This is a genomic window from Algibacter sp. L3A6, assembly GCF_009796825.1.
In the GTDB taxonomy this organism is placed as follows: Bacteria; Bacteroidota; Bacteroidia; order Flavobacteriales; family Flavobacteriaceae; genus Algibacter.
In genome coordinates, this window is the sequence record NZ_CP047030.1 from 1,028,614 (window position 1) to 1,054,927 (window position 26,314).

Genomic DNA, 26,314 nt, shown 5'->3' on the forward strand with positions numbered 1-26,314 from the left:
CTTATAGCCCTTCCTGTTAGGCTCTCTACATAATTTCATCTTTTATTTTTTCGTTACAAAAAATATTATGGATAGAAGTACTTACTTAACAAAGTAAGAATAATAACAAAAACTCATTAGACTCTGTAAGCTTATTAAAACAATAAACTAAGTATTTAACTATAAGAAAATATTAAATTTTACGTTTTTCTGAATTTCTCATCTAAAAACAAAAATTGCGCTACTAATATTTGTTTGAAAATAGTTTTTTTTACTAATAATTTAATAAAAAAACACAGCACTTACTCCCGACTTGAAAATTTCCATAAATCAAAGTGAAAAAAACAATATTTTTCTCGTAGAAAATTTTTAATTTAGCAACTTGATTTAAAATAGATAGAATGAAGACAATTCAATTTAGAGAAGCCATTTGTGAAGCCATGAGTGAAGAAATGCGTCGTGACGAAAGCATTTACTTAATGGGCGAGGAAGTAGCTGAATATAATGGTGCTTACAAAGCATCGAAAGGAATGCTAGATGAGTTTGGAGCAAAACGTGTTATTGATACACCAATTGCAGAGCTTGGTTTTGCAGGTATAGCAATTGGTTCTACCATGACAGGTAACCGCCCGATTGTAGAATACATGACATTTAACTTCTCTTTAGTAGGAATTGATCAAATTATAAACAACGCAGCAAAAATTAGACAAATGTCTGGTGGGCAATTTAACTGCCCTATTGTTTTTCGTGGACCAACAGGTTCTGCAGGACAATTAGGAGCAACACACTCACAAGCTTTTGAGAACTGGTTTGCTAACACACCTGGTTTAAAAGTTGTTGTGCCATCTAATCCTTATGACGCAAAAGGACTTTTAAAAGCATCTATTCGCGACGACGATCCGGTTATTTTTATGGAAAGTGAGCAAATGTATGGTGATAAAGGTGAAGTGCCAGAAGGTGAATACATTATTCCATTAGGTGTTGCCGACATTAAGCGTGAAGGTACCGATGTTACTATTGTTTCTTTTGGTAAAATTATAAAAGAAGCTTACAAAGCTGCAGACGAATTAGAGAAAGAAGGTATTTCTTGTGAAATTATCGATTTACGTACCGTTCGTCCAATGGATAGAAAAGCAATTGTAGAATCTGTTAAGAAAACAAACAGATTAGTTATTTTAGAAGAAGCATGGCCTTTTGGAAATGTTGCTACTGAAATTACTTATTTAGTACAAAGTGAAGCTTTCGATTATTTAGACGCTCCAATTATCAAAATAAACACCGCAGATACACCTGCACCTTATTCTCCTGTTCTTTTAGAAGAATGGTTACCGAATAAAGACGAGGTTATAAAGGCTGTGAAAAAAGTTTTATACAAATAAAACAACATATTTTACGTTATTAAAACTTCATTAGCACAACTGTTAGTGAAGTTTTTTCGTATAATAAAATAACCTATTTGTTTTTTTGAAAGGAACGTTGTTACAGACAGACTATTAGCTTCTTTTAAATGAAACATACTAAATGCCCCTGATGAAAACGAAATTAGTTTTATTATTTTTCTTTTTTGGATTGCTTTCTATTGTAGCGCAAACCAAAGTGAGCGGTTATATTTTTGACGAATATAAAGAGCCCGTATCTTTTGCAAACGTCTTATTTAAAGGATCGACCCAAGGAACAATAACCGATGAAAACGGGAAATTCTATTTAGAATCTGACGAAACATGGAGTAACCTTATTGTATCCTTTATAGGTTACGAAACTCTAGATGTGCCTTTAACTAAAAAGGTGAATTACGATTTAAATTTCACGTTAAAAGAAGAAGCCTCTGCCTTAGACCAAGTATTGATTGTTACAGGCAAGCAATCTAAAAAAAACAACCCTGCCATAGATTTACTTCGTAAAATTTGGGAAAACAAACGTAGCAATGGCTTAAAACAGTTTAAACAATACCAATACGATAAATACGAAAAAGTAGAATTCGATATTAACACCATAGACAGCGCCTTAATAAAAAGCAAGCTATTTAGAGGTATGGAATTCGTTTTCGACCAAGTTGATACTTCTAATGTTACAGGTAAAACCTATTTACCTATGTTTATAAACGAGGCTGTATCTACCGTTTATGGCGACAATATTATAAATAAAGAAAAAAACGATTTAAAAGGAAACAAAAACTCTGGGTTTAGTGATAACCAAATAATAATCGATTTTGTAGACGACCTTTATAACGACTTTGATGTTTACGATAACTACCTTAAGTTTTTCGATAAAAGTTTTGTAAGTCCTTTATCTAAAACAGGTATTAACACTTACAACTACGTCCTATCCGATAGCTCTTTTATTGATAATAAATGGTGTTACAACATTATTTACTATCCGCGTAGAAAAAACGAACTGACTTTTAAAGGAGATTTTTGGGTTGCCGATACTACCTATGCTATTAAAGAAATTAATTTACAAGCTTCAAAAAGCGCAAATATAAACTGGGTAAAAGACATTTATATTGAACAAGAATTTGAAGTACTAAACGATTCTTTATTTTTAGTGAAACGTGATTACATGATGAGTGATTTCGCTTTTAGTAAAAAAGAAAAATCGCGTGGTGTTTACGGAAAGCGTACTACTTTGTACAACAATTACGTATTTGATAAAGAGAAAGATAAAAAATTCTACGATGTTGAAGTTTACAATTTCGATAAAGATGTTTACGATCGTGATGATACCTTTTGGTCGGAAAATCGTTTAGAAAGTTTAAATAAAGATGAGCAAGGTGTTTACAAAATGCTCGATACTTTAAAAACAGTTAAAAAATTTAAACGCCTATATAATTTAGGAAGTATTTTAACCTCAGGTTATATCGAGTTTAACTCATTACCTCTAGATTACGGACCAATATTTTCAACCTTTGGATTTAATGAAGTTGAAGGTTTACGCTTGCGTGCAGGTGGTAGAACATATTTTGGAAAAAACGATTTATGGCGTTTAGAAGGTTTTATGGCTTATGGCTTTAGAGATGATAAAGTAAAGTATGGCATTTCTGGAAAATGGCTAGTTGATAAAAAGAGTCGTTTAATTATTTCTGGAGGAAACAGACGCGATGTAGAACAAATTGGGGCGAGCTTAACCACAAGCTCTGATGTTTTAGGACGAAGCTTAGCATCATCTTCTGTAGTAGGCACAAGCACCAACGACAAGTTAACCTCTATAAACTTAACCAGTTTAGCTGTTGAAGCAGAACCATGGCGCAATGTTATTTTTAGATTAGGTGGTAACTACCGTACTTTAGAATCGGCATCTCCAACCTTTAGTTTAGACTACAATACGCCTGATGGATTAGAATCGGAAATTAAACAATTCGAATCGTCTTTATCAATGTCTTATTTTCCAAAACGGAAAATGACAGGTTTTGGTGTAGAGCGTTTAAATGCTAACGATGATTATGCGCGCCTTTTTGCGCAAATAACGCGGGGAGATAAAGCCATATTCGATGGAGATTTTAACTATACTAAACTTCAGTTCTCATATATCCAACCTTGGCAAATTGGTGGCTTTGGCCGCTTAACCACAACGGTAGAAGCAGGTAAAACCTTTGGTGAAGTACCATTAGGTTTATTAAGCGTTATTCCAGGAAACCAATCGTATTTTTCAATATACAATACCTTTTCTCAATTGGACTTTTACGAGTTTGTTTCAGACACTTATGGATCTGTACATTTAGAACATAATTTTAACGGACGTTTATTTTCTAGAATCCCGTTTTTACGTAAACTAAATTTAAGAGAAATAGTGAGTTTCCGTGGGGTTATAGGTGAGTTGTCTGATGAGAACTTCGCATTAAGTAACACAGGTTTACCAAATAGTATTCCGTTAGCAGCACCGTCTAAAAAGCCATACTACGAATATGGTTTTGGTATTGGAAACATTTTTAAAGTCTTTAGAATAGATTTTAATTTTAGAGGAAATTACTTAAATGAAGTTGAATATCCAGACGCTAGAAAGTTTGGAGTTACCGGAAGCTTCGGGTTTAACTTCTAGAACCTTATTTATATACAAAAAACGCACAAAGGCAGTAGTTGTCTTTGTGCGTTTTTTTTGTGACTAAGTAAGCTTGCGCTTAAATATAAAACTTATAAATTGAAGTAGAATTTCCTGAGTACCTTCTTATAAAAAACGACACAAAGAAGCCTTTTAATAAATTTTACGTTTCTGAAACCAAATACCTTCTAAACTTAAGTTTATAGAAAATAAATGGTAATTTTCCTTTATTAAACCACTTGAAATGGTGCCTTTATTTCCATAAGAATAACTAAAGTTAATCATAGAACTTGTATCACGTTTTAATGGCACACCAATACCAAAATTTATAGCAGAATTACTAATTCGGGTATTATCTATTTCAATATTTCCGTTATCGTAATTAAATCCTGCACGATACTCTAAGCGGTTAAAAAACTTTAATTGGTTTCCTTTACTTTTAAATTGTAATCCAGCTCCAAAGAAATCTTGATCTACAAAAGTTCCTATTTGATCCGATTGATTGGTATCATCCCAAAAACTTTTCTTGTAATCTAAACTCACCGTAAAAGCTTCTTGAAGTGTAGTTTGCAAACCCAAACCAAATTCTAAAGGCAACTTAAAGTCATCTAAATCAGAATCGGTTTCAAAAACCTCGGTAGTAACGTCGGTGGAAATGGTGGTTGTCCCAATTGTATCACCACTAAGGGTTGCTGGTAAATTAACCACCCCACCAACGGAGAGATTTTTAGCTATATCGTATTGAAATCCTGCACCCAAACGCAGTCCTGAATAGCGACTATCTTCATCTATTAAAATAGAGCTGTAACTGTCGGCAAAAATATAGTTGGTTTCTGTTTCGGTAATTTTTCCAAAAAGCGCAGATGCTGTTATTCCTAATCTAAAATCATCAGTTAACGAGTAACCATAATTCATCTTTAAATCGTTTATTCCACCTTCACCTTCAACTGTTGTATTAAACAAATTTGTACTACCTTCAATATAACTTTCTATTCCAGAAATGGTATATCCCACACTTGTAAACGGGATTAAGGTTATACCGAATCCAGATTTCTCGTTAATAGGAAAAGCAATACCAATGTTAGAAAAATTGGCTGTAATACTAGAATTAGAACTCGCTCCTTCTGCCGAAATATTAGTTTCACCTTTAAAACCAAAATCGTAGAAAAAAGCGTTTTTAGGAATCGCTCCAAATGATGCCGGATTCGAGTTATTAATAAACGTGCTCGATGGTATGGCAATGCCCGATTTCCCTAAACCATTTATTTTCCCTGTCCCAATATCGTTGGTTAAACCTAAACCGTAAAGTGAATAAGGCGAACTCGATAAGGCATTAGATTGAGCAAAAACTTGACCAGAAAAGACAAGTAAAACGATGCAAAGTGCTATATATTTAGTCTTCATAAATGGCATAAGTTAATTCTAGTTTCAGTTTTAAATCTTCGCTCGAAGCTTCTTCTCCATTAAAAATATAGCGGTCAACAGATTGATTGAAATCTTGTCCGTAAATAGCTAAATATAAATTATCATTATACGTGGCATCTAACTTTAAGTTTAGAAAATACGTAACAGGAATAGAATAGGTTAAGGTTTTAAATTCTTCATCATAAGCCTCTAAAAGACCATAAGTAGTTTCACCAGCAGCATTGGTAAGCGTGCTGTAAATATCTCCTTTTCTATCAATTAAAAATACACTTAACGAATCGCGAATAGATAAGTTATCGGTAGATGAATTTTGCTTAATAGAAATCTTTAAACTGGCATTTAAAACGCTTCCATTTCCTTCAATATCATTAATGCGTTCCACATAAGGAATATCAATTCGAGTCGCTAAACCTGTTCCCGATTGTGCAAAACTATTATCATCGGTATCTGTACTAAAAAGTTGTGTTTCTTCACTTTCTAAATCTGAAAAATAAGTTCCGATATAATCGCTAGAAACATTATGAAAGCTGTTGGTAGAGTTTAAGTAAAACTCCATAGTTTGGCTATCCTCAACTTCAACCTCATCATCTTCCGAGTAGTATAAACGCAAAAAACTACTAGTTGCAAACCCTAAAACACTAGAATTGCTATCGTCTGGATTTACTAAAAGTCCTTTATATTGATTTAAAAACTCATCGCTTGTAGTGATTTCATTATCTCTTATTTTTTCATATAACTCCTTTCCAAAAACGTCGCTAATAGTAATATGAAGCGAATCTTCTTTTATTGGGTAAGGCTGAAATGTTTTTGTTCCGATAGCCGTTTCACTAGCCTCAAAATTGGTTGTGTTATAAAAATAATCATCATCACTTTTAATATCATCTAAAATATTAAAAACGTTAATGGTTTGCGTTTGCGTAGTGTCGTTATAAAAGTAGTTGTCGTACTTTAAAATTAGCGCGATAGAATCGTAAATTGCTTCATTATCAATACTTTCAAAAGGGTATGCCAATTGCAAATAACTTTTTGCTTTAGTTTTCCCGAAAACGTCATCGGTATAAGCGCCAACTAATAGTCTACTACTATTAGAAACCGCAATAGAATCGAACTTAAAGGTAGAAGCATTTACCGTCATAGAATCGATAAAGTAGACTTTAGTATCTACTTGTATCCAATCTTCTCCCACGGGAACTGCGGTATCATCTCCTTCACAAGCCATAAAAAATGCTAGGCTCATAAGAATTAATGACACAGAAAAGAACTGTTTCATTTTCATATAAAATCTTTTTTTTATGCGAACCTAAATAAACACTTCATTTAAATAAAACATGTTATACAAAAGCCTTGTTTTAGTATGCCAATACCCCTATTTAACCGACCAACATGCCAAATGCTGGTTGGTCTAGAAAATAGCCGTGTTGGTATAGACTAATCCCGAGAATATCAATTATGTTTTTATATGGCGTTAGTAACAGATAGTTTTGCTGAAAAGATTAACAAAAGAAGAGATATCGAATTATGAAAAATAAATTAAAAGTCCTTTTAGGTTTAGGTGTTTTTATAGGTCTATTTGTAAGTTGCAGTAGCGATGATGATGACGAAGAGCGTGGAAACTGGATAGAACGCTCAATTTTTGATGGTGTTCCAAGAAGTAATGCAGCTAGTTTTGTGATAGACAATTTAGGTTACATGGGCACTGGATATGATGGTGACGATTACTTGAACGATTTTTGGCAATATAATATTGAAGGAAACTATTGGTCTCAAAAGGCAAATTTCCCAGGTAGCGAACGTAGTTCTGCTTCTGGAATGGAAATTGACGGCGATGGTTACATTGGTGTTGGTTATGATGGTTTAGATGAATTAAGCGATTTTTACAAATATGATGTTGCTTCTAACTCATGGTCTCAAATAGCAGACTTTGGTGGTGGCGTTAGACGTGCTGCTGTAAGTTTTGGTGTTAGCGGTAATGGTTATGTTGGTACAGGTTATGATGGTGATAACGATTTAAAAGATTTTTGGAAATACACTCCAGGAACCGATACATGGAGCGAACTTGTAGGTTTTGGCGGCGATAAAAGAAGAGATGCAACAACCTTTACTATAGACGATAAAGTTTACTTAGGCACAGGAGTTAGCAACGGTGCTTATAAAACAGATTTCTGGGTGTTCGATCCTACAACTGAAGTTTGGTCTAGCTTAACCGATTTAGACGATGACGATGATTACAATGTAGTACGCTCTAACGCTGTAGGTTTTAGCATGAGCGGATTAGGATATATTGCTACCGGCTATTACGGTGGTGCCATGACCTCTATTTGGGAGTACGACCCTATTAATGACGACTGGGAAGAAATTACAAACCTAGAAGCTACTGCAAGACAAGATGCTGTTGCTTTTTCTACAGGAAGCCGCGCTTTTGTAAGTTTAGGAAAAACAGGTACTTTATACTTAGATGATACATTCGAAGTGTTCCCTCAGGATGATTATGATGATGAAGATTAATAGCAAATTTTATATCATCCATTAATTAAATTCCAAAGTAATTTGCTCATTATTTAAGAGCAATTACTTTGGTTTTTCTTGTTTAAAAAAATATAAATAATGTTTAGAAGAAAAATAATATTAGTTTTAGTGGTAGCTTTGGTGCTAATTAGTGGATTGTATATGGCTAATTCCGATATATTTGAAGCATCTAACCCTTATAAGACTGAAGTTTTTAAAGTTGAAAATGGTTTTGGATATCAAATAAATTATAATTCGAAATTACTCATTAAACAAGAATACATTCCGGCCGTTCAATTAAACAAAACGTTTTGCACAGAGCAAGATGCAAATAGTGTGGCTCAATTGGTTAGTGAAAAACTAAATAATAAAGAAAATCCACAGATAACGCTAGAAAACTTAAACCAGTTAAACATAGCACTTAACTGCAACAATTAAATGGAAACAACAGTACAATCTTCTTTTTTTGGCGTAAAGAGCCGGAAACAAATTATGCTTCATATTTCTATATGGACCATTTTTGTTTTCATGCATTTAATTCAGGCTAGACCGGGAGAAGATTTAATAAACTTCAACAATAGCTCTCTTTTTGTAATAAACATTATTTTATTTTACCTCAACTATTTAATATTAGTCCCAAAGTTATTACTTCATAAAAAAACAGGTTTATATATTTTTTGTGCTATTGTTTTTATTGCTTTTTTCACCTTCTTGTTTAGAGAACTAAACTATGAGTTTAATAAAAACTATAATGTTTTCAGCAGAGGCCCTATGCCTTATAGAGGTGCCAGGTCTAGACATTTTTTCTGGGGATTCAAAGGCGTCATGGTTGCTATTAACAGCTTTTTAATATTAGCGATTGGTACTATCATAAGGATGTATACCGAATGGAGTAGCAACGAGATAACAACAAAACAAATAGAGGCACAAAAATCATCATCAGAATTACATTTTCTGAAAAATCAAATTAGCCCTCACTTTCTATTTAACTCTTTAAACAGCATCTATTCGCTTACTACAAAAAAATCTAACGACGCACCAGAAGCCGTTATCACACTTTCTGAATTGTTGCGATATATGTTGTACCAAACCAATCAAGATTTTGTATTACTAAGTAACGAACTCGACTATGTTCAAAATTATTTAAAACTTCAGCGTTTACGTATTGCCAACAACGAACATGTTACCATAAACATTCATGGCGGAATTAACAGCCAAAAAATAAGACCACTTTTACTTATTTCTTTTATCGAAAACGCCTTTAAATATGGCACCGATTTTAAAGGACACACTAAAATTAAAATTGAAATTTATGTTAAAGATGATGAACTTCAATTTACATGTGTTAACTTGATAGGCAGCAGAAAGAACGATAAAACTAGTTCTGGAATTGGATTACAAAACACAAAAGACCGCTTGAGTTTACTATACCCAGACAGTCATTGGTTAACTATTAAAGAAATCGATAATGAGTTTGTTGTAAATTTGACGTTAAAACTCTAGTAAAACTATTTAAAATGAAGTGTGTAATTATAGACGACGAACCTCTAGCTATTGATGTAGTAGAATCTTATGTGCAGCAAGTTGGCGGTATAGAAATTGTCGCAAAGTGCACAAACCCACTAGAAGCCATTATTCTTTTGAACAAACACCAAGTAGATTTAGTGTTTTTAGATATTGAAATGCCAAACTTAACCGGTATCGATCTTGTAAAAGCTATAGACAATATGCCGCAATTTATATTCACAACGGCATATCCAGAATACGCTTTAGACGGTTTTAACTTAAATGCTACAGATTATTTAGTAAAACCAATTCCGTTTCATAGATTTTTAAAAGCCATTTCTCGTGCAAAAGAAAAGTATGAGCTGGAGAATAAAGTAGTTGTAAGTCCGCAAGTATCAGAAACAGCAGCACCTGTTGCGGTTGATAATTTTATTTTCGTTAAATCGGAATATGAAAACATTAAAATAAACATAGACACTATTGTTTATTTACAAGGCTTAAAAGATTACATTAAAATTTACACCTCAGATACTCAAAAGCCGATATTAACTTTATCTAGTTTTAAGGACATATTAGATAAACTTCCTCCGTCAAAATTTATAAGAGTTCATAAATCTTACGTTGTGAGCATAGAACATATAAAAGCTATTCAAAAATCTAAAATTTTGGTGGCAGACATGCGTATTCCTGTTGGAGAAACTTATAAGGATACCGTTATGAAACGATTGGGTGTTTAATTAGCGATACACACTTCTTATTAAACAACTTTAAAACCTAAACACACATATTTAGAGCTTAACTGCGCTGCCTATATTCTATAGCTCGATAATGGTTTACTAACGGAAGTAAAACCCGCTTACATGACCTCTTTTACAATCCCTTTAAAAAGTATACTATTTTAATTATGGCGCATAAAAAAAGCCTTATCTAATAAAAGATAAGGCTTTTGTACTGAAGACGGGACTTGAACCCGTACGTCCTAATGGACATTGGATTTTAAGTCCAACGTGTCTACCAATTCCACCACTTCAGCATTGGAATATTTTAATGCAAAAATTCTCAGAGCGAAAGACGGGATTTGAACCCGCGACCCCCACCTTGGCAAGGTGATGCTCTACCCCTGAGCTACTTTCGCAGTCTTTTAATGAACGAGCAATATTGCTATTGCGGTTGCAAATTTAAGACTTTTATTGGATTACCAAAGCCTTTTTCAAAAAAAAATTAAAAAACTTTTTAAACCTGCTTTTTCTTTACCAACATGCGCTTAATTTCATTCAGTTTCATAAGCGCTTCTACCGGTGTAAGTGTATCAATATCAATATCTAATATTTCGTCTTTTATATTTTCGAGTAATGGGTCGTCTAAATTAAAAAAACTGAGTTGCATATCGTCTTGCATCGATTTTACTTTATTTGTGAGTTCTTCACTAGAATGCGACTTCTCTAATTTCTCCAAAATTTTATTCGCACGGTGCAAAACTTGCTGAGGCATACCCGCCATTTTTGCCACATGTATACCAAAACTATGTGCACTTCCGCCTTCAACTAGCTTTCTCAAGAAAAGTACATTGTCTTTTAATTCTTTTACAGAAACATTAAAGTTTTTAATGCGTCCAAAAGTTTCTGTCATTTCATTCAACTCATGGTAATGTGTTGCAAATAACGTTTTAGGTTTTGCCGGATGCTCATGTAAGTATTCACTAATAGCCCAAGCAATAGAAATACCATCGTATGTACTTGTACCACGTCCAATTTCATCTAAAAGCACCAAACTACGTTCAGATATATTATTTAAAATAGATGCCGTTTCATTCATCTCTACCATAAAAGTAGATTCGCCCATCGAAATATTATCACTAGCACCTACTCTAGTAAATATTTTATCTACCAAACCTATTCTGGCTTCTTTTGCAGGCACAAAACTTCCCATTTGAGCCAAGAGCACAATAAGTGCTGTTTGACGTAAAATAGCCGACTTACCAGACATGTTAGGCCCGGTGATCATGATTAGTTGTTGTGTGGTTCTATCTAAAAACACATCATTGGCAATATAAGCTTCACCAATAGGCAATTGCTTTTCAATTACAGGATGGCGACCTTCCTTAATTTCTAAATCGTGAGACTCATCTATTACAGGATAGATGTAACTATTATCTTTTGCTAACTGTGCAAAACCGCATAAACAATCTATTTGCCCTATTAAATAAGCGTTTTGTTGAACAGCCTTTATATATTGATTCATCCAACTTACCAATTCGGCAAATAGCTTTTGCTCGATAGCCTGTATTTTATCTTCGGCACCTAAAATTTTGGCTTCGTATTCTTTTAATTCTTCGGTAATATAACGTTCGGCATTTACCAAAGTTTGTTTTCTAATCCACTCCTCAGGCACTTTATCTTTATGCGTATTTCGCACTTCAATATAATAACCAAACACATTGTTGGATGCTATTTTAAGCGATGTAATACCTGTACGCTCACTTTCGCGGGCCAACATTCCGTTTAAATAATCTTTCCCAGAAGTAGAAAGCGCTCGTAACTCATCTAACTCTTTTGAAAAGCCTTCGGCAATGCTATTACCTTTTAATACATTTACTGGCGCCTCTTCATTTAGAGTTTCTATAATTTTAGCACGAAGTACTTCGCAACTCTGCAACGTATCTCCAATAATTTTCAACGATTCGTTATCGCAATTGGTAGCCAACGTTTTTATTGGCACAATAGCTTCTAATGAATTTTTAAGTTGAATAACCTCGCGCGGATTCACTTTAGTTGTAGCCACTTTAGAAATTAATCGCTCTAAATCTCCAATTCCTTTTATATGGTTTTGAACGGTATGTAACGTAACATCTTCAGTCGTTAAAAATTTAACTACTTCATGACGCTGTTTTATTTTCGCCACATTTTTCAAAGGCAAAGCCAACCAACGCTTTAATAACCTACCACCCATTGGTGAAATGGTTTTATCGATAACGTTTAAAAGGGTTACGGCATTATTATTTGTAGAATTATAAAGTTCTAGGTTACGAATGGTAAAACGATCCATCCAAACATAGTCATCTTCTGCAATACGCGAAATAGATGTAATGTGCTGTAGTTTATGGTGCTGCGTTTCTCCTAAATAATGCAAAATAGAACCCGAAGCAATAATCCCTTCGTACAAATCTTCTATACCAAAACCTTTTAATGTTTTAGTATCAAAGTGTTTTATTAAGGTTTCGTAGGCATAATCGGTTTGGTATACCCAATCTTCTAAATAAAAGGTATGAAAATCTTCTCCAAAGGTTTCATTAAACTTAGCGCGTTTTTGCTTAGAAACTAAAACTTCACTGGGGTTAAAATTTTGAAGTAATTTATCAATATACTCCGCATTACCTTGCGATGTTAAAAACTCACCCGTAGAAATATCTAAAAATGAAATACCGATATATTTTTTATCAAAATAAACCGAACATAAAAAATTGTTCGATTTAGACACTAAAACCTCATCGTTTAATGCTACACCAGGTGTTACAAGTTCTGTTACACCACGCTTTACAATATTTTTAGTTTGTTTCGGGTCTTCGAGTTGATCACAAATAGCCACACGCTCGCCAGCCTTTACCAGTTTAGGTAAATAGGTGTTTAATGAATGGTGCGGAAAACCAGCCAATTCAATCTCGCTTTCGCTACCTGCACCACGCTTGGTTAAAATAATACCTAAAATCCCTGCTGTTTTTACAGCATCGGAACCAAAGGTTTCGTAAAAATCGCCCACTCTAAACAGCAACAAAGCATCAGGATATTTAGCCTTGATGGCGTTGTACTGTTTCATTAACGGTGTTACTTTTTTACTTTTTGTTGCCAATGGTTTTCTGTTTTAGTAAGTTTGCTAAAGTAACTATTATTCTATTTTTTTTGAAGTTGAAACCATAGAAGTTATTGCTATTTGTTCACAAATTCACGAATATTATTTATTAAACCGAATATTAGAACGGAGTAAGCACACAACAGTGGCGCGTTAGGGATTAAACGACCTGTTTGAGCTCTTTTTGTGTGGTTGCACCTATGCAACACAAAAAAGCGAGTAGTGCAAGCCCGACCCTTGGGGAACGCCAAAAGAAATAAACACGTTAAATTAGACAGGTTTTCGCTTTCGCGGAAATAAAAAAATATAATGTACCATGCGTAAATTAAAAAATAACGAGCTAGACAGACTGAGTGTTGATGCTTTTAAGGAGGCTGAAAAAACACCTATTATTATTATTCTAGATAATATTAGAAGTTTAAATAATATTGGCTCGGTATTTAGAACCAGTGATGCCTTTTTGGTTGAGAAAATTTACCTCTGTGGTATTACGGCAACGCCACCACATAAGGACATCCATAAAACGGCACTTGGAAGCACGGACACCGTAGCTTGGGAACACGTTGAAAACACCATAGATTTGGTTGAAAAACTTAAAGCTGATAAAGTAAAAATCTGTTCTATTGAGCAAGCTGAAAACGCAACGATGCTTAACAATTTTACTCCAGAGGAGAATACGAAATACGCACTTGTTTTTGGTAACGAAGTTAAGGGTGTGGCACAAAATGTGGTTAGCGCTAGCGATGTGGTTATTGAGATTCCACAGTACGGCACAAAACACTCTTTGAATATTTCTGTGAGTTGTGGTGTTGTTGTTTGGGATATATTTAGTAAATTGGTAAACCAATTTAACTAACAATGAAAATTAATTTAAAATTATCCATTTTAGCAGCGCTTCTTTTCGCTGCTGCTGCAGTTTACGCGCAAGAAATCCCTATCAAACATCTCGATATGGAAATGCAAGAAAACCAGCAAGAACAAAGTAAAAACATTTTAACCGATGAGATTGACGGCGTCACCACCGAACACATTACCATTAATAGCAACATTACCCAAAAGGTAGATATTAATGACACGCACAAAACCATTTATTTATTTATAACTGGTAATGCAACATTAACTTCTGGTGGTAAAACTTACGAGATTGTACCGGAAACTATTATGTTACCGAACAGTGTTGATGATATTGAATTTAAAGCTAATGAGAACGAAACACTACATTACCTTAAAATATCGGTTTTACAAACGGAATTAGATATTGTTGATATTAAAACGTTCCCGAAAGAAAACGTAGATACTATTTACTTTAAACAGTTTACAGATTGCGAATCGTACACCGAACCTATTAAAAGTCCGCAAACAACTAGTAGAACTATATTACCTAACAAATATATACCTAGAGTAGCCATGGGAACGGTTAGAACTATTGGCCCAGATAAAGTTGGGGCACACGTACATGGTATGCTTGAACAATTATTTTTAGGTCTTACAGATAACAACAGCGTTGTTTATGCTGATGAAGCTCAGGTTGATTTTCCTGAATACTCTTTATTGCATATTCCAAGAGGTTCGAGCCACTCGGTGAGTGTAGAAGCTGATAATGAAATGTATTATGTTTGGATGGATTTCTTTGTTGATAAAGACGGAGAAGCTTGGCTAGAAACACACAACAAAGAAGAAAAATAAAAACTTCTTTTTTTAAATTAAACACATAGTGCAAACTAAGTTTTTGAAAACCTACTTTATTAATGGTTTACTAAAATTTAGTTTGCATTTTTGTTATAATGAAACCTGACAAATTTTAAATAGGTGACTAAAAAAGTTAAAAAACCATGGCCAACTAAAGATGCCATGAATCAGATTTATAAATTGAACCTTTGGGGTGGTAGTGAATTCGATTTCTATTCCGGATCTGGCTCTCACGATCCTGATATTATAAATCCGTTTTTAGATGTTTTAACCGCTTTTTTAGAATTGCACAACAGAACTTTAACAGTCTGCGATTTGGGTTGCGGTGATTTTAATATTGGAAAACAGCTTGCTCAATTCACCAAAAAATATATTGCCGTTGATATTGTTGAAAGCCTTATTGAGAGAAATAAACAAATACACCAAGCTGATAATTTAGAATTCCACTGCCTAGATCTCGCGAAAGACAAACTACCGAAGGCCGACTGTATTATTCTCCGTCAAGTATTACAGCATTTATCTAACCTAGAAATAATAAGCCTAGTTAAAAAGCTAGAACATTACAAGTTTATTATTTTAACAGAACATATACCCCTCGCTCCATTTACTCCAAATAAAGATATTATTTCTGGGCAAGGAATCAGGCTGAAACAGAATAGCGGCGTTAACTTACTAGAAGCACCTTTTAATTTAGAAGTTAAAAAAGAAACACTGCTTGATGAGTACATTTTAAATGACAAGAAAGGACGGATTGTTACAACCCTATATAAAATGTTTTAATAATCTTCCTGACATGCACACCAAATAAACAAGAAATCATAAAACGCACAACCTTCTCTCAACATCTATCTGCCACTTTAAGTAAATACATCTTCAGCAATAAACTCAATCCTTTTTTAAAAAGAAGCTAAAAGAACACTATTAAAACCGCTAATACAGAAATACTTACAAACCCAATTAAGAACTTATTGAAAAAAGCTCTATTTTTATTGAAACCTAATTAAAACGCAGAAACATTATAAAACTAAATTTGATGTTTATATCACATACGTTTTAATTAATAGTTTCAACTTTATTAATAATGACACCTAGAATTTATGGCTGATAAAAACCCAGAATCGGAACGCTTAGCAACACCTAACAATTACAAAAACTGGAAAAACTGGGGACCATATTTAGCAGAAAGACAGTGGGGAACTGTTAGAGAAGATTATAGTGAGCACGGAGAATCGTGGGAATTTATCGACCATGAAAAAGCTAGAAGTAACGCCTATAGATGGGGAGAAGAAGGTATAGGTGGTTTTTGCGATGCTAAAGAAATTCTATGTTTAGCCCCTGCTTTTTGGAATGGGCAAGACACCATTTTAAAAGAACGTCTATTTGGCCTTACCAACAACCAAGGAAACCATGGAGAAGATGTTAAAGAACTTTATTTCCATCAAGTATCCACACCAACACATTCATACAATAAGTACCTATACAAGTATCCGCATTGCAAATTTCCTTACAGCGATTTAGTAGAAGGAAATAGAAAAGGGCGAGACGAGGACGAATATGAAATATTAGACACAGGCTGCTTTAAAGACAATGCCTATTTTGATTGTTTTATTGAATACGCAAAAGGAGATATCGAAGATATTTTAATGAAGGTCACTGTTGTAAATAGAGGCTCGAAAGCAGCCGATATTCATATATTACCGCATTTATGGTTTAGAAATGTATGGAAACACAATAAAAAATTTGAACGTCCAATTATAAAATCCACAAAAGAAGGTTGTGCACAATCTAGCAGCAGTAGAAATGGAGAATATTATTTGTATCATGAAAACGGAAAACCTTTATATTGTGAAAATGAAACCAATAACGAACGTATTTATAATGTAAAAAATGAAGTTCCTTATGTTAAAGATGGTATTCACGAACACGTTGTAAATAAAAAAAACACTGTAAACCCAAAAAATACGGGTTCTAAAATGGCCGTTTGGCATAAGTTTAGCTTAAAAGCTGGCGAAGAAAAAAGTGTTAAAATACGCCTTAGCAAAAATGAAATAAATAATCCGTGGGAAGCGTTTGATTCTATTTTTGAACTAAGAAAAGCAGAATGTGAAGAATTTTATGCTGATATAATAAAAAAAGATTTACCTGAAGCAAGACAAGACCTTGCTAAAAAAGCTTTTTCAGGATTATTATGGACTAAGCAGTTTTATTATTTTGATGTTTTTAAATGGCTTTTTGGAGGACCAGGAGAAAATAAACCGAACAGAACCAACATGCGGAATTACAGTTGGCAACACCTTACCAATAGACATATTATTTCTATGCCCGACAAATGGGAATACCCTTGGTATGCCGCTTGGGATTTAGCGTTTCACATGGCCTCGTTTGTAGAAATCGACCCCTATTTCGCCAAAGATCAATTACTATTGGTATTACAAGAAAACTACATGCACCCTAACGGTCAAATCCCTGCTTACGAATGGAACTTTAGCGATGTTAACCCGCCTGTACACAGTTATGCTGTATGGAAAGTATATGAAAAGGATAAACAAAAAACAGGAAAAGGAGATCTTGAATTTTTAGAAAAAGCATTCCAAAAACTTATGATTAACTACACATGGTGGGTTAACCAAAAAGATAAAAACGGAACAGATCTATTTGAAGGCGGTTTTTTAGGCTTAGATAATATTGGTGTTTTCGACAGAAACCACATGCCCGAAGGTATCACAAGAATGCAACAAGCAGATGCTACCAGCTGGATGGCTATGTTCTCTATTAATATGTTGCGCATGTCTCTTGAGCTTGCTAAAAACAATAAAGTTTACGAAGAGCCTGCTGTTAAGTTTTTTAGACATTTTTTGAATATCGCTTGGGCCATGCACCATATTGGAAAAAAAGATATTTCACTTTGGGATGATGATGATAATTTCTATTACGATGTGGTTGAAATGGATAACGGCAGAACCGAACGACTAAGAGTTCGTTCTTTAGTAGGTGTTATCCCCATGTTTGCAGTAGAAATTATTAACAAAGATTTATTTGAAGAATTAAAAGAATTTAGAAGAAGAGCAAATAATATTATAAAAACACGACCAGATTTAGCCTCTCTAATTTCGAACTTAGAAAAAGCCAACAAAGACGGAAACTTCATGTTTTCTATTATGCGAGGCTTTAGATTAGAACACTTATTAAAACGTTTGCTGGATGAAGACGAATTTCTATCAGATTTCGGAATTCGTTCACTTTCAAAATATCATGAAAAACATCCTTTCGTATTTAACCACAATGGACACCACCAAATTCAATATGAGCCTGGAGAAAGCCGCTCTAACATGTTTGGAGGCAACTCAAATTGGCGCGGACCGATTTGGATGCCCTTAAATTACATGATTATCCAATCGTTACGTAAATACTACGAGTTTTATGGCGATGAATACACTTATGAATTTCCAACAGGTTCAGGCAACAAACTTAATCTAAAGCAAATTGCTAATGAACTAACTAAAAGATTAATAAAACTTTTTGAACCGAATGAAGATGGTAAATACCAATACCACTCAGATGATCCTGACAAGGTTTTCACTAATGATGAATATTTTAAAAAGGAACACTTTTTCTACGAATTTTTTGATGGCAATACAGGCAGAGGACTTGGAGCATCTCACCAAACAGGATGGACATCTCTTATTGCCAATTTAATTATGGAAATGGACGAGGACTAATTTCTATTTTCTGAATATATACCTACTCCATTAAGGCATCTTAACATACAGATATCTTAATGGAGTTTTTATTTTTAATTATTCACTACAAATTTCACCCAAAACCCAAAGGTAATCACTTCTGTTTGCAACAAAATCTCTATCGGAAATATCAATAATTTTCACATTAAAATCTTTCTGACTTTTTAAAAACTCTAAATATCCAGAGTTAATCTTCTCCAAATAATCGTCGGCAATATTTTGCTCGTAATCGCGTCCACGTTTTTTAATATTTTCTTGTAAACGTGTGGTGTTTTGGTATAGATAAACATAAAGCTCTGGCTTCGGGATATCCTTATACATTAAGTAAAACAACTTTCTATATAATCCATACTCATCCGTATTCAATGTTATTTTAGAAAAAATAAGCGATTTAAAAACATCATAATCGCTAACAACAAATTGCGTGAATAAATCGAGTTGTGCTAAATCTTCTGAAATTTGCTGATATCGATCTGCTAAAAAAGACATTTCTAAGGTAAACGCATAACGCTGTGCATCTTTATAAAACTTAGGTAAAAACGGATTATCTGCAAAACGCTCCATAAGTAATCTTGCATTAAAATCTTGCGCTATTTTATTTGCCAAACTGGTTTTACCCGCACCAATATTACCTTCTATTGCAATATAATTATATTTAGAAAAATCTAGGGTTTTACTAGGGTTTTTAAGCCAAATATTTAAAGGTTCTAAAACCGACTTATCTTCACAAACCTCTAACAACTCCGATACGGTTTTATTAAGTTTAGCATGCTTTAATTTAGGCGCCAAATCGTTGAGTGGCATTAAAACAAACTTACGCTTATGCATTTCTGGATGCGGAACCTGCAAAGTTTCGGTGTTTATTATTTGTTCTTCTGCAAAAACAACATCCAAATCTATTACTCGCGCTTCATACTCGTTTTTTAATTTACGAGTACGTCCTAATTCTATTTCAATAGCCAAAAGCATACCCAAAACATCATGTGGCTGTAAATCACTTTCTAAAACCAAGCAGCAATTTAAAAAATCGTCACTTTCAAAACCTAAAGCAGCAGATTTATATACTTTAGAAATTAACTTTGTATTACCAATTTGCCGAAAAATAGCATCTACGGCGTTTTGTAAATTTTTAAATTTATCGCCTTTATTACTTCCTAATGCAATATGAAATATTCTTGGTTTCGTCATAAGTATCGGCAAAATAATGAAAACTAAATGGTTTCATTGTATATTTACACGAGGTATTTATTCACAACTTTATATGACTTTAAAAGACAAACTCGCTGCCCAACGAATTTACATGCTTTTGGGAGCCTTATTTATTACCTCATTAGTAGTTTCTAATCTTATTTTTCAGAAGTTTTTTTACTGGCATCCTTTTGATGTTGAAATTTTTGGATCTAAACTTTTCGAAGTTTCTGTTGGCATACTACCCTACCCTATTACTTTTTTAATCACCGATTTAATAAGTGAAATTTATGGAAAAAAGCGCGCCAACCAAATTGTGACAGCCGGAATTTTCGCTTCGTTTTTCTCACTTTTAATTGTTTACGTTTCTAGCATTGTTCCTGCAACACCATGGTCTCCTGTAAAAGACAACATGTTTAACACCGTATTTGGAAATACCGTTTTAGCTGTATTTGCAAGCATGATGGCCTATTTATTTGCTCAATTTATAGATATTCAAATTTATCATTTCTGGAAACAACTTACAAAAGGCAAACATTTATGGCTTCGGAATAATTTTTCAACCTTCTTATCTCAATTTGTTGATACCTTTACCGTAGTTGGATTGCTTTGTGTTTTCGAAATTATTGCCTGGGATCGCTTTTTAGGTTTACTACTAAGTGGTTTTCTATTTAAAGTAATTATTGCATTTTTAGATACTCCTTTTTTATATTTAGGCGTATTTTTGTTTAGAAAACGATTCAATTTAAAAATAAACCAAGAAATAGATTTACTTTAGAATTGCGTTAAAATTAACTTAAACCCGCCCTTAATTTCATCCCCTAATCCATTTTTTACGTAAATATTTTTATAAACAGCTTATTATGAAGAAAGTTTTAAAAATCACCGGTTTCACTATACTTACCGTACTTATATTATTAATCGCGATTCCTTTTGTTTTCCAAGGAAAAATTCAAGGCATTGTAAAACAATTTATAAATGATAATGTAAATGCTCAAGTAGAATTTAGCGATGTAAGTCTAAGCTTTATCCGTAGCTTTCCTGAGGCTCACGTTGGTATAAACGATTTTGTTATTACAAATTTCGAACCTTTTAAAGGCGATACCTTGGTAGCAGCAAAATCTATTGCGTTTACCGTGTCTATCCCCGAATTATTTAAAACAGCAGGTGAAGAGCCTATTGTTGTGAATAGCATTTTTGTAGATGAAGCAATGATTACTTTAAAAACCAATGCAGAAGGACAAACCAATTACGATATTGCCAAAGCTAGCGAACCTGAAACAACAACAGACACAACTGGCAGCAGTTTTACTTTTAGCATAGACGAATACAGCATAAAAAATAGTGGTTTTGATTATATAGATGAAAGTTCTAAAATGATGATGCAAATCTCAGAGCTAAACCATACCGGAAGCGGAACTTTTTCGGGAGAAACATCGGAACTCGATACTGAAACAGAAGCCAATGTTAGCTTCACCATGGACGGCACAAATTACCTAAACCATAATGCCATAAAACTTGATGCTTTAATAGATTTAGACTTAACAAATAGCAAATACACTTTTAAAGAAAACAAAGGCTACATCAATAAATTGCCAATAGAATTTGATGGTTTTGTTCAGTTATTAGATGAAGGTCAGAATATCGATTTAACCTTTAAAAACCCAGAATCTGATTTTAAAAATTTCTTAGCCTTAATTCCAGAGACGTATTCAGGAAGTTTAGATGGCGTACAAACTAGTGGAGACTTTACTATTAATGGTATTGTAAAAGGTATTAATTCTGATAAAACCATCCCTAAATTAGATATTAATATCGCCTCGAACAATGCGTCTTTTAAATATCCCGATTTACCAAAAAGCGTAACAAACATTGTAATTAACACCTCTATAAAAAACACAACAGGCTTTTTAGACGATACTTTTGTTGACATAAAAACCTTGAACTTTAAAATAGACGACGATGTTTTTAAATCGTCTGCTAGTATAAAAAATATGACTAAAAACATGCTTGTAAGCGCCAATTTAGACGGTGTTTTAAACTTAGCTAATATCACAAAAGCATACCCTGTTGAATTGTCAAGTCCGCTTACAGGTATTTTAAAAGCAAAATTAAGCACGGCTTTTGATATGAATGCGATTGAAACTAATGCCTTTGAACGCATTAAAAGTAACGGAACTGCTAGCCTTAGTAATTTTGTGTATACTTCTGAAGATATGGCAAACCCTCTAGAAATTTCAGAAGCAGATTTAACCTTTAATCCTCAAACCGTTTCACTAAATCACTTTAAAGCAAAAACAGGTGAAAGTGATTTAAATGCTAACGGAACTATAAACAACTTACTAGGTTTTGTACTTAGTGACACAACACTAAAAGGTAATTTCGATTTAAATTCGAACCTTTTTAAAATGAGTGATTTTATGTCGGAAAGCGAAACAACTTCAACCGAAACAAAAACACAAACTCCAACAGAATCGGAAGCCTTAAAAATCCCTGCTTTTTTAGATTGCACTATAAACGCCAATGCTAAAACCGTAATTTATGATAATTTAACGTTAACCGATGTTAAAGGAAAATTATTAATAAAAGATGAAGCTGCAACGTTAAGCAACGTATCATCAAGTATTTTTGATGGAGCGCTTTCTATTTCAGGAGATGTTTCAACCAAAACAGAAACACCAACATTTAGTTTCAATTTAGGTGCTAATAACTTCGATATTTCAAAATCGTTTAAAGGTTTAGAATTACTTCAAAACTTAGCCCCTATCGCCAAAATTTTACAAGGAAAATTAAATACAACTATTAATTTATCAGGAAGTTTAGATAAAGATTTTGCTCCAAATTTAAGCACTGTTTCGGGTAATGCACTAGCAGAATTATTAACAACAAACCTATCCGAAAACGAAAGTGGCCTTTTAAGCAAACTTGATAACTCATTGAGCTTTATAGATTTTAGTAAACTCGATTTAAAAGATCTAAAAACCAAGTTAGAATTTGCCAATGGGCAAGTAAGCGTAAAACCTTTCGATTTAAAATATAAAGATATCGCTATTACGGTTTCTGGATCACACGGCTTTGATCAAACATTAAATTACAATGCTATTTTTAATGTGCCAGCAAAATACTTAGGCTCCGATATTACAGCGCTTATTAGCAAAATTGATAGTGAAGAGGCCAACAACATTACCATTCCGGTTACTGCAAATATTGGAGGTTCTTACACGAGTCCGACTGTAAAAACAGATTTAACAAGTGGAGTTACCAACCTAACAAAACAACTGGTTGAAATAGAAAAGCAAAAACTACTTAATAAAGGTAAAGACAAAGTTACAGACCTAATTGGAGGTATTATTAGCGGTAACAAAACAAAAACAGACTCGACTAAAACAGAACAAACTAATGCCGTTAAAGATGTTTTAGGAGGTATTCTTGGCAATAAAACAACTCAAACAGATTCTACTCAAACCACACCTACCAATAACACTACAAATGCAGTAAAAAATGTATTAGGTGGTTTATTAAAGAAAAAAACAAAGGATACGGTTAAATAATTTTGAGTAACCAAAATAAACTTTCAATAATTATTGAAAGTTCAGAAATATTATATATATTTGCTGTATGGAATACCAAGAAGCAAAAGATAAGTTTATTAGCACATGGGGAAGTTTAGGCACACTTTGGGGTATAAACAAAGCTATGGCGCAAATACAATCTTTGCTTTTTATTTCTACTAAACCCTTATCCATGGAAGAAATTATGGCAGAACTTAAAATCTCCCGTGGTAATACAAGCATGAATTTGCGTCAACTAATGGATTGGGGTATTGTTACAAAAGAGCTTATTCCTGGCGAACGTAAGGAGTATTTTTCTACTGAAAAAGACGTACAAGAACTTGCCAGACATATTGCAAAAGAACGTAGCCGTCGTGAAATAAAACCTGTTATTAAAGTTTTAAAAGACGTATCCTCGATAAAAGATGATGGCACAGAAAAAACAAGAGAACTTATTAAACAAACTAAAGCTTTGCATGATTTAGCTGAAACTGCTGATGCGATGATGAATAAAATTGTAAACCAAGAACAAACTTGGATCACTAAATCTTTATTGAAACTCATCAAATAAAAAAATTTCAATAATACTTTCAATAATTTCTGAAAGTTTAAAATGTTTAGAAAATGAATTATAATCTTCTTACATATAGCATTTACCTACCCATCATCTTTTTTATCATGATAAAAATTGGTTGGTTGTTTTACACACACGGAGAAATATACCTCATTCATCTATTTCAACAAAACACCCAACTCGTAAAAAGCATAAACAACATTTTACTTATTGGTTACTATCTCACCAACCTTGGTTATGCCATTTTCTCTATTGCATATTGGGAACAATTAAATTCAATAATTCAAATTATTAACTCGCTAAGCTATCGCTTAGGCATCATTATTCTCGGGTTAGCCATTTTACATTACAACAATGTTTTTTGGCTCACCTTTCTTGTAAAATCAAAATCAATACATCATGGAAAATTCTAAAATCATTATCGCTTACTTAATCTATTTACCAATTGTTATCGCCTTAACAATCTACGTTTCCAAAATGCTATTTAAAAATGGAAAACTCTTCATGATTGATATTTTTAAAGGCAAAGAAGATATCGCATTGGCAACAAACAAATTATTCGAAATAGGTTTTTACCTTATTAATATAGGTTGGGCTATGTTAATTCTGAAAATAACTTATCAGGCACACGAAAGCCTTACTTATCAATCAATCATTGAAATATTAAGTAAAAAAATCGGCGCCTTTTCTATCTATTTAGGCGTGATGCTGTTCTTAAATTTATATTTCTTTTTTAGAGGAAGAACCAAATCTAAACAGTCTTTAAAAGCAAATACTAAAGTTCAACTTCAATAACTAAACCTATGACAACTGCAACCATTAATTTAGAAAAAAGCCCAGAAACGAACCGTATCGAGATGATTGATTTCTATAACGAAGCCACTGAAGATTACGAGTTTTGGAGTAAAGATTTCAACATGCACTTTGGGTATTTTATTCCTTTCAAAACAAATCCCTTTAAGAGAGATTCTATGCTAAACGAAATGAATAATCAGGTAATAAAAAGATTAAACTTAACTAATGAAAAAATTTCATTAATAGATATGGGCTGCGGTATGGGAGGCACCATGCGTTATGCTTTAAAAAATAAAAAAAACTTATCTGCTTTTGGAGTCACCCTATCAGAATTCCAAATGCAACAAGGCAACATGCTTCTTAAAAATTATAAAGGAAACATTTTAAAAGAAAATTATAACAACACATCATTTCCTTCAAACACATTCCATGCGGCCTTAGCCATAGAAAGCTTTTGCCATTCTGGACATAGTGATAAATCTATTCAAGAAGCTTATCGTGTTTTAAAACCAAATGGAAGATTGGTTATTGCCGATGCTTTCTTAAAAAAAGAAGCTTCAACCTTTCAAAATACCAGCAAGTTTGCTTACAAAAGCCTTTGTGATCATTGGAGTTTAGAAAAATTAGAAACTATCGAAAATATGGTCAACAAACTAAAAGAGCAAGGTTTTACGAATATTAAGGTAGAAAACACATCCTACAAAGTCGCTCCATCTGTTTTACACGTTCCTTTCGCAATAACAGGTTTCATCTTTAAAAAACTATTCGCATCAAAAACATTAAAACGAGAAAGCCTGCATAACCTAAAAGGATCTTTTTACGCCTTACTTTCAGGATTACACTTTAAAAGCTTTGGTTATTACATTATTAGTTGCACCAAATAATATATTCATTTTTTTACCTTATTTTTGGTGAAAATTGTACAATATGCCCAAACACGAAATACATCCCGATAAGTGGATCGATTTATACGCAGATTACTTGTTTAATTACACAGTAACCCGCGTAAGCGATAGAGAGATCGCTCAAGATTTGGTGCAAGACACATTTTTGGCAGGGTTAAAATCAATGAAAAATTTTAAAGGAGAAGCAAGTGAACGTACTTGGTTGATTTCTATTTTAAAACGAAAAATTATTGATCATTACCGAAAAATAAATTCAAATAAAGGAAAAGCAGAAGTTAGAATTCAATATAACGATGCAGAATCTGAAGGCGATTGGCTTGAAGAACGTGTTGCCGACCCGTTCGACAAAACAGCCGAAGACAGCATGCAAAACAGTGAGTTAGGCGACGCTATACATAATTGCTTAAGCAAATTACCAAAGAAACAGGCCAACGTTTTTAAAATGAAAACAGTACTTAATTATGAAACTGAGGTGATTTGTAATGAACTTAATATCACTGCGTCTAACCTATGGGTAATTATCCACCGAGCACGAACTGCTATGGCCGATTGCTTAAAAGAAAATTGGTTTTAATT

Annotated in this window: 21 protein-coding genes and 2 tRNA genes; 17 read left to right on the forward strand and 6 right to left on the reverse strand. The window is 33.4% G+C overall.

Annotated elements, in window-relative coordinates; all coding sequences use genetic code 11:
• Positions 1-380: 380 nt before the first annotated feature.
• Positions 381-1,358, forward strand: a complete 978-nt coding sequence (locus GQR98_RS04335) for a pyruvate dehydrogenase complex E1 component subunit beta (RefSeq protein WP_159018442.1) — start codon at positions 381-383, stop codon at positions 1,356-1,358.
• Positions 1,359-1,509: 151 nt separating this feature from the next.
• Positions 1,510-4,014: a DUF5686 and carboxypeptidase-like regulatory domain-containing protein gene (locus tag GQR98_RS04340; protein ID WP_159018443.1), complete on the forward strand. Its 2,505-nt coding sequence runs from the start codon at positions 1,510-1,512 to the stop codon at positions 4,012-4,014.
• Between the two features lie 153 nt (positions 4,015-4,167).
• Here the strand turns inward: GQR98_RS04340 and GQR98_RS04345 are convergent, their stop codons facing one another.
• A complete protein-coding gene (locus GQR98_RS04345; RefSeq protein ID WP_159018444.1) occupies positions 4,168-5,418 on the reverse strand; it encodes a hypothetical protein in 1,251 nt (416 codons plus the stop codon).
• The gene (locus GQR98_RS04350) at positions 5,408-6,709 is read right to left on the reverse strand and encodes a DUF4270 family protein (RefSeq protein WP_159018445.1); all 1,302 of its coding nucleotides are present in this window, start codon (positions 6,707-6,709) and stop codon (positions 5,408-5,410) included. Before GQR98_RS04350 ends, GQR98_RS04345 begins: the two co-directional genes overlap by 11 nt.
• Before the next feature lie 248 nt (positions 6,710-6,957).
• Between GQR98_RS04350 and GQR98_RS04355 the strand changes: the two genes are divergently transcribed.
• From GQR98_RS04355 to GQR98_RS04370, 4 genes are all read left to right on the forward strand, one after another.
• Positions 6,958-7,944 carry a Kelch repeat-containing protein gene (locus GQR98_RS04355; RefSeq protein WP_159018446.1) on the forward strand — a complete coding sequence of 329 codons (987 nt, stop codon included), beginning with the start codon at positions 6,958-6,960 and terminating at the stop codon, positions 7,942-7,944.
• 99 nt (positions 7,945-8,043) lie between these two features.
• Positions 8,044-8,382: a DUF4907 domain-containing protein gene (locus tag GQR98_RS04360; protein WP_159018447.1), complete on the forward strand. Its 339-nt coding sequence runs from the start codon at positions 8,044-8,046 to the stop codon at positions 8,380-8,382.
• On the forward strand, positions 8,383-9,447 hold the full coding sequence (locus GQR98_RS04365) for a sensor histidine kinase (RefSeq protein WP_159018448.1): 1,065 nt from the start codon (positions 8,383-8,385) through the stop codon (positions 9,445-9,447).
• A 14-nt stretch (positions 9,448-9,461) separates the two neighbouring features.
• Positions 9,462-10,187 carry a LytR/AlgR family response regulator transcription factor gene (locus tag GQR98_RS04370; protein ID WP_159018449.1) on the forward strand — a complete coding sequence of 242 codons (726 nt, stop codon included), beginning with the start codon at positions 9,462-9,464 and terminating at the stop codon, positions 10,185-10,187.
• A gap of 212 nt (positions 10,188-10,399) precedes the next feature.
• Here GQR98_RS04370 and GQR98_RS04375 read toward each other — a convergent pair.
• The 3 genes from GQR98_RS04375 to mutS form a co-directional block, all read right to left on the reverse strand.
• Positions 10,400-10,483: transfer RNA gene (locus GQR98_RS04375), tRNA-Leu, on the reverse strand.
• Positions 10,484-10,513: 30 nt separating this feature from the next.
• A tRNA-Gly gene (locus GQR98_RS04380) sits at positions 10,514-10,585 on the reverse strand.
• Positions 10,586-10,683: 98 nt separating this feature from the next.
• Positions 10,684-13,296 (reverse strand): DNA mismatch repair protein MutS, encoded by a 2,613-nt coding sequence (gene mutS / locus GQR98_RS04385; RefSeq protein WP_159018450.1) that lies wholly within the window; start codon positions 13,294-13,296, stop codon positions 10,684-10,686.
• A 316-nt stretch (positions 13,297-13,612) separates the two neighbouring features.
• Here mutS and GQR98_RS04390 point away from each other — a divergent pair, with 316 nt between their 5' ends.
• The 4 genes from GQR98_RS04390 (at position 13,613) to GQR98_RS04405 (ending at position 18,704) form a co-directional block, all read left to right on the forward strand.
• Entirely contained in the window at positions 13,613-14,152 is a 540-nt protein-coding gene (locus GQR98_RS04390) for an RNA methyltransferase (protein WP_159018451.1), read from the forward strand.
• Between the two features lie 2 nt (positions 14,153-14,154).
• Entirely contained in the window at positions 14,155-14,982 is an 828-nt protein-coding gene (locus GQR98_RS04395) for a cupin domain-containing protein (RefSeq protein WP_159018452.1), read from the forward strand.
• Between the two features lie 123 nt (positions 14,983-15,105).
• Positions 15,106-15,765: a class I SAM-dependent methyltransferase gene (locus tag GQR98_RS04400; protein WP_233268075.1), complete on the forward strand. Its 660-nt coding sequence runs from the start codon at positions 15,106-15,108 to the stop codon at positions 15,763-15,765.
• 317 nt (positions 15,766-16,082) lie between these two features.
• Positions 16,083-18,704 carry an MGH1-like glycoside hydrolase domain-containing protein gene (locus GQR98_RS04405; protein ID WP_159018453.1) on the forward strand — a complete coding sequence of 874 codons (2,622 nt, stop codon included), beginning with the start codon at positions 16,083-16,085 and terminating at the stop codon, positions 18,702-18,704.
• 78 nt (positions 18,705-18,782) lie between these two features.
• Here GQR98_RS04405 and folK read toward each other — a convergent pair whose 3' ends face one another.
• The gene (gene folK / locus GQR98_RS04410) at positions 18,783-19,913 is read right to left on the reverse strand and encodes a 2-amino-4-hydroxy-6-hydroxymethyldihydropteridine diphosphokinase (RefSeq protein WP_159018454.1); all 1,131 of its coding nucleotides are present in this window, start codon (positions 19,911-19,913) and stop codon (positions 18,783-18,785) included.
• A gap of 73 nt (positions 19,914-19,986) precedes the next feature.
• Between folK and GQR98_RS04415 the strand changes: the two genes are divergently transcribed.
• The 7 genes from GQR98_RS04415 (at position 19,987) to GQR98_RS04445 (ending at position 26,312) form a co-directional block, all read left to right on the forward strand.
• The gene (locus GQR98_RS04415; RefSeq protein ID WP_159018455.1) at positions 19,987-20,691 is read left to right on the forward strand and encodes a queuosine precursor transporter; all 705 of its coding nucleotides are present in this window, start codon (positions 19,987-19,989) and stop codon (positions 20,689-20,691) included.
• Positions 20,692-20,776: 85 nt separating this feature from the next.
• A complete protein-coding gene (locus GQR98_RS04420; RefSeq protein ID WP_159018456.1) occupies positions 20,777-23,464 on the forward strand; it encodes an AsmA family protein in 2,688 nt (895 codons plus the stop codon).
• A gap of 67 nt (positions 23,465-23,531) precedes the next feature.
• A complete protein-coding gene (locus GQR98_RS04425; RefSeq protein ID WP_042502621.1) occupies positions 23,532-24,035 on the forward strand; it encodes a GbsR/MarR family transcriptional regulator in 504 nt (167 codons plus the stop codon).
• Between the two features lie 53 nt (positions 24,036-24,088).
• A complete protein-coding gene (locus GQR98_RS04430; protein ID WP_159018457.1) occupies positions 24,089-24,451 on the forward strand; it encodes a hypothetical protein in 363 nt (120 codons plus the stop codon).
• A complete protein-coding gene (locus GQR98_RS04435) occupies positions 24,438-24,833 on the forward strand; it encodes a hypothetical protein (RefSeq protein ID WP_159018458.1) in 396 nt (131 codons plus the stop codon). The genes GQR98_RS04430 and GQR98_RS04435 overlap by 14 nt, the downstream gene beginning before the upstream one ends.
• 8 nt (positions 24,834-24,841) lie before the next feature.
• Positions 24,842-25,717, forward strand: a complete 876-nt coding sequence (locus tag GQR98_RS04440; protein WP_159018459.1) for a methyltransferase domain-containing protein — start codon at positions 24,842-24,844, stop codon at positions 25,715-25,717.
• A gap of 43 nt (positions 25,718-25,760) precedes the next feature.
• Positions 25,761-26,312 (forward strand): sigma-70 family RNA polymerase sigma factor, encoded by a 552-nt coding sequence (locus tag GQR98_RS04445; protein ID WP_133967295.1) that lies wholly within the window; start codon positions 25,761-25,763, stop codon positions 26,310-26,312.
• Positions 26,313-26,314 lie beyond the last annotated feature (2 nt).

Excerpts from the sequence above, each read along its gene's own strand:
- GQR98_RS04335 (WP_159018442.1), top strand. The coding sequence starts at position 381 with ATGAAGACAATTCAATTTAGAGAAGCCATTTGTGAAGCCATGAGTGAA.
- GQR98_RS04340 (WP_159018443.1), top strand. The coding sequence starts at position 1,510 with ATGAAAACGAAATTAGTTTTATTATTTTTCTTTTTTGGATTGCTTTCT.
- GQR98_RS04345 (WP_159018444.1), bottom strand. The coding sequence starts at position 5,418 with ATGAAGACTAAATATATAGCACTTTGCATCGTTTTACTTGTCTTTTCT.
- GQR98_RS04350 (WP_159018445.1), bottom strand. The coding sequence starts at position 6,709 with ATGAAACAGTTCTTTTCTGTGTCATTAATTCTTATGAGCCTAGCATTT.
- GQR98_RS04355 (WP_159018446.1), top strand. The coding sequence starts at position 6,958 with ATGAAAAATAAATTAAAAGTCCTTTTAGGTTTAGGTGTTTTTATAGGT.
- GQR98_RS04360 (WP_159018447.1), top strand. The coding sequence starts at position 8,044 with ATGTTTAGAAGAAAAATAATATTAGTTTTAGTGGTAGCTTTGGTGCTA.
- GQR98_RS04365 (WP_159018448.1), top strand. The coding sequence starts at position 8,383 with ATGGAAACAACAGTACAATCTTCTTTTTTTGGCGTAAAGAGCCGGAAA.
- GQR98_RS04370 (WP_159018449.1), top strand. The coding sequence starts at position 9,462 with ATGAAGTGTGTAATTATAGACGACGAACCTCTAGCTATTGATGTAGTA.
- GQR98_RS04390 (WP_159018451.1), top strand. The coding sequence starts at position 13,613 with ATGCGTAAATTAAAAAATAACGAGCTAGACAGACTGAGTGTTGATGCT.
- GQR98_RS04395 (WP_159018452.1), top strand. The coding sequence starts at position 14,155 with ATGAAAATTAATTTAAAATTATCCATTTTAGCAGCGCTTCTTTTCGCT.
- GQR98_RS04405 (WP_159018453.1), top strand. The coding sequence starts at position 16,083 with ATGGCTGATAAAAACCCAGAATCGGAACGCTTAGCAACACCTAACAAT.
- folK (WP_159018454.1), bottom strand. The coding sequence starts at position 19,913 with ATGACGAAACCAAGAATATTTCATATTGCATTAGGAAGTAATAAAGGC.
- GQR98_RS04415 (WP_159018455.1), top strand. The coding sequence starts at position 19,987 with ATGACTTTAAAAGACAAACTCGCTGCCCAACGAATTTACATGCTTTTG.
- GQR98_RS04420 (WP_159018456.1), top strand. The coding sequence starts at position 20,777 with ATGAAGAAAGTTTTAAAAATCACCGGTTTCACTATACTTACCGTACTT.
- GQR98_RS04425 (WP_042502621.1), top strand. The coding sequence starts at position 23,532 with ATGGAATACCAAGAAGCAAAAGATAAGTTTATTAGCACATGGGGAAGT.
- GQR98_RS04430 (WP_159018457.1), top strand. The coding sequence starts at position 24,089 with ATGAATTATAATCTTCTTACATATAGCATTTACCTACCCATCATCTTT.
- GQR98_RS04435 (WP_159018458.1), top strand. The coding sequence starts at position 24,438 with ATGGAAAATTCTAAAATCATTATCGCTTACTTAATCTATTTACCAATT.
- GQR98_RS04440 (WP_159018459.1), top strand. The coding sequence starts at position 24,842 with ATGACAACTGCAACCATTAATTTAGAAAAAAGCCCAGAAACGAACCGT.
- GQR98_RS04445 (WP_133967295.1), top strand. The coding sequence starts at position 25,761 with ATGCCCAAACACGAAATACATCCCGATAAGTGGATCGATTTATACGCA.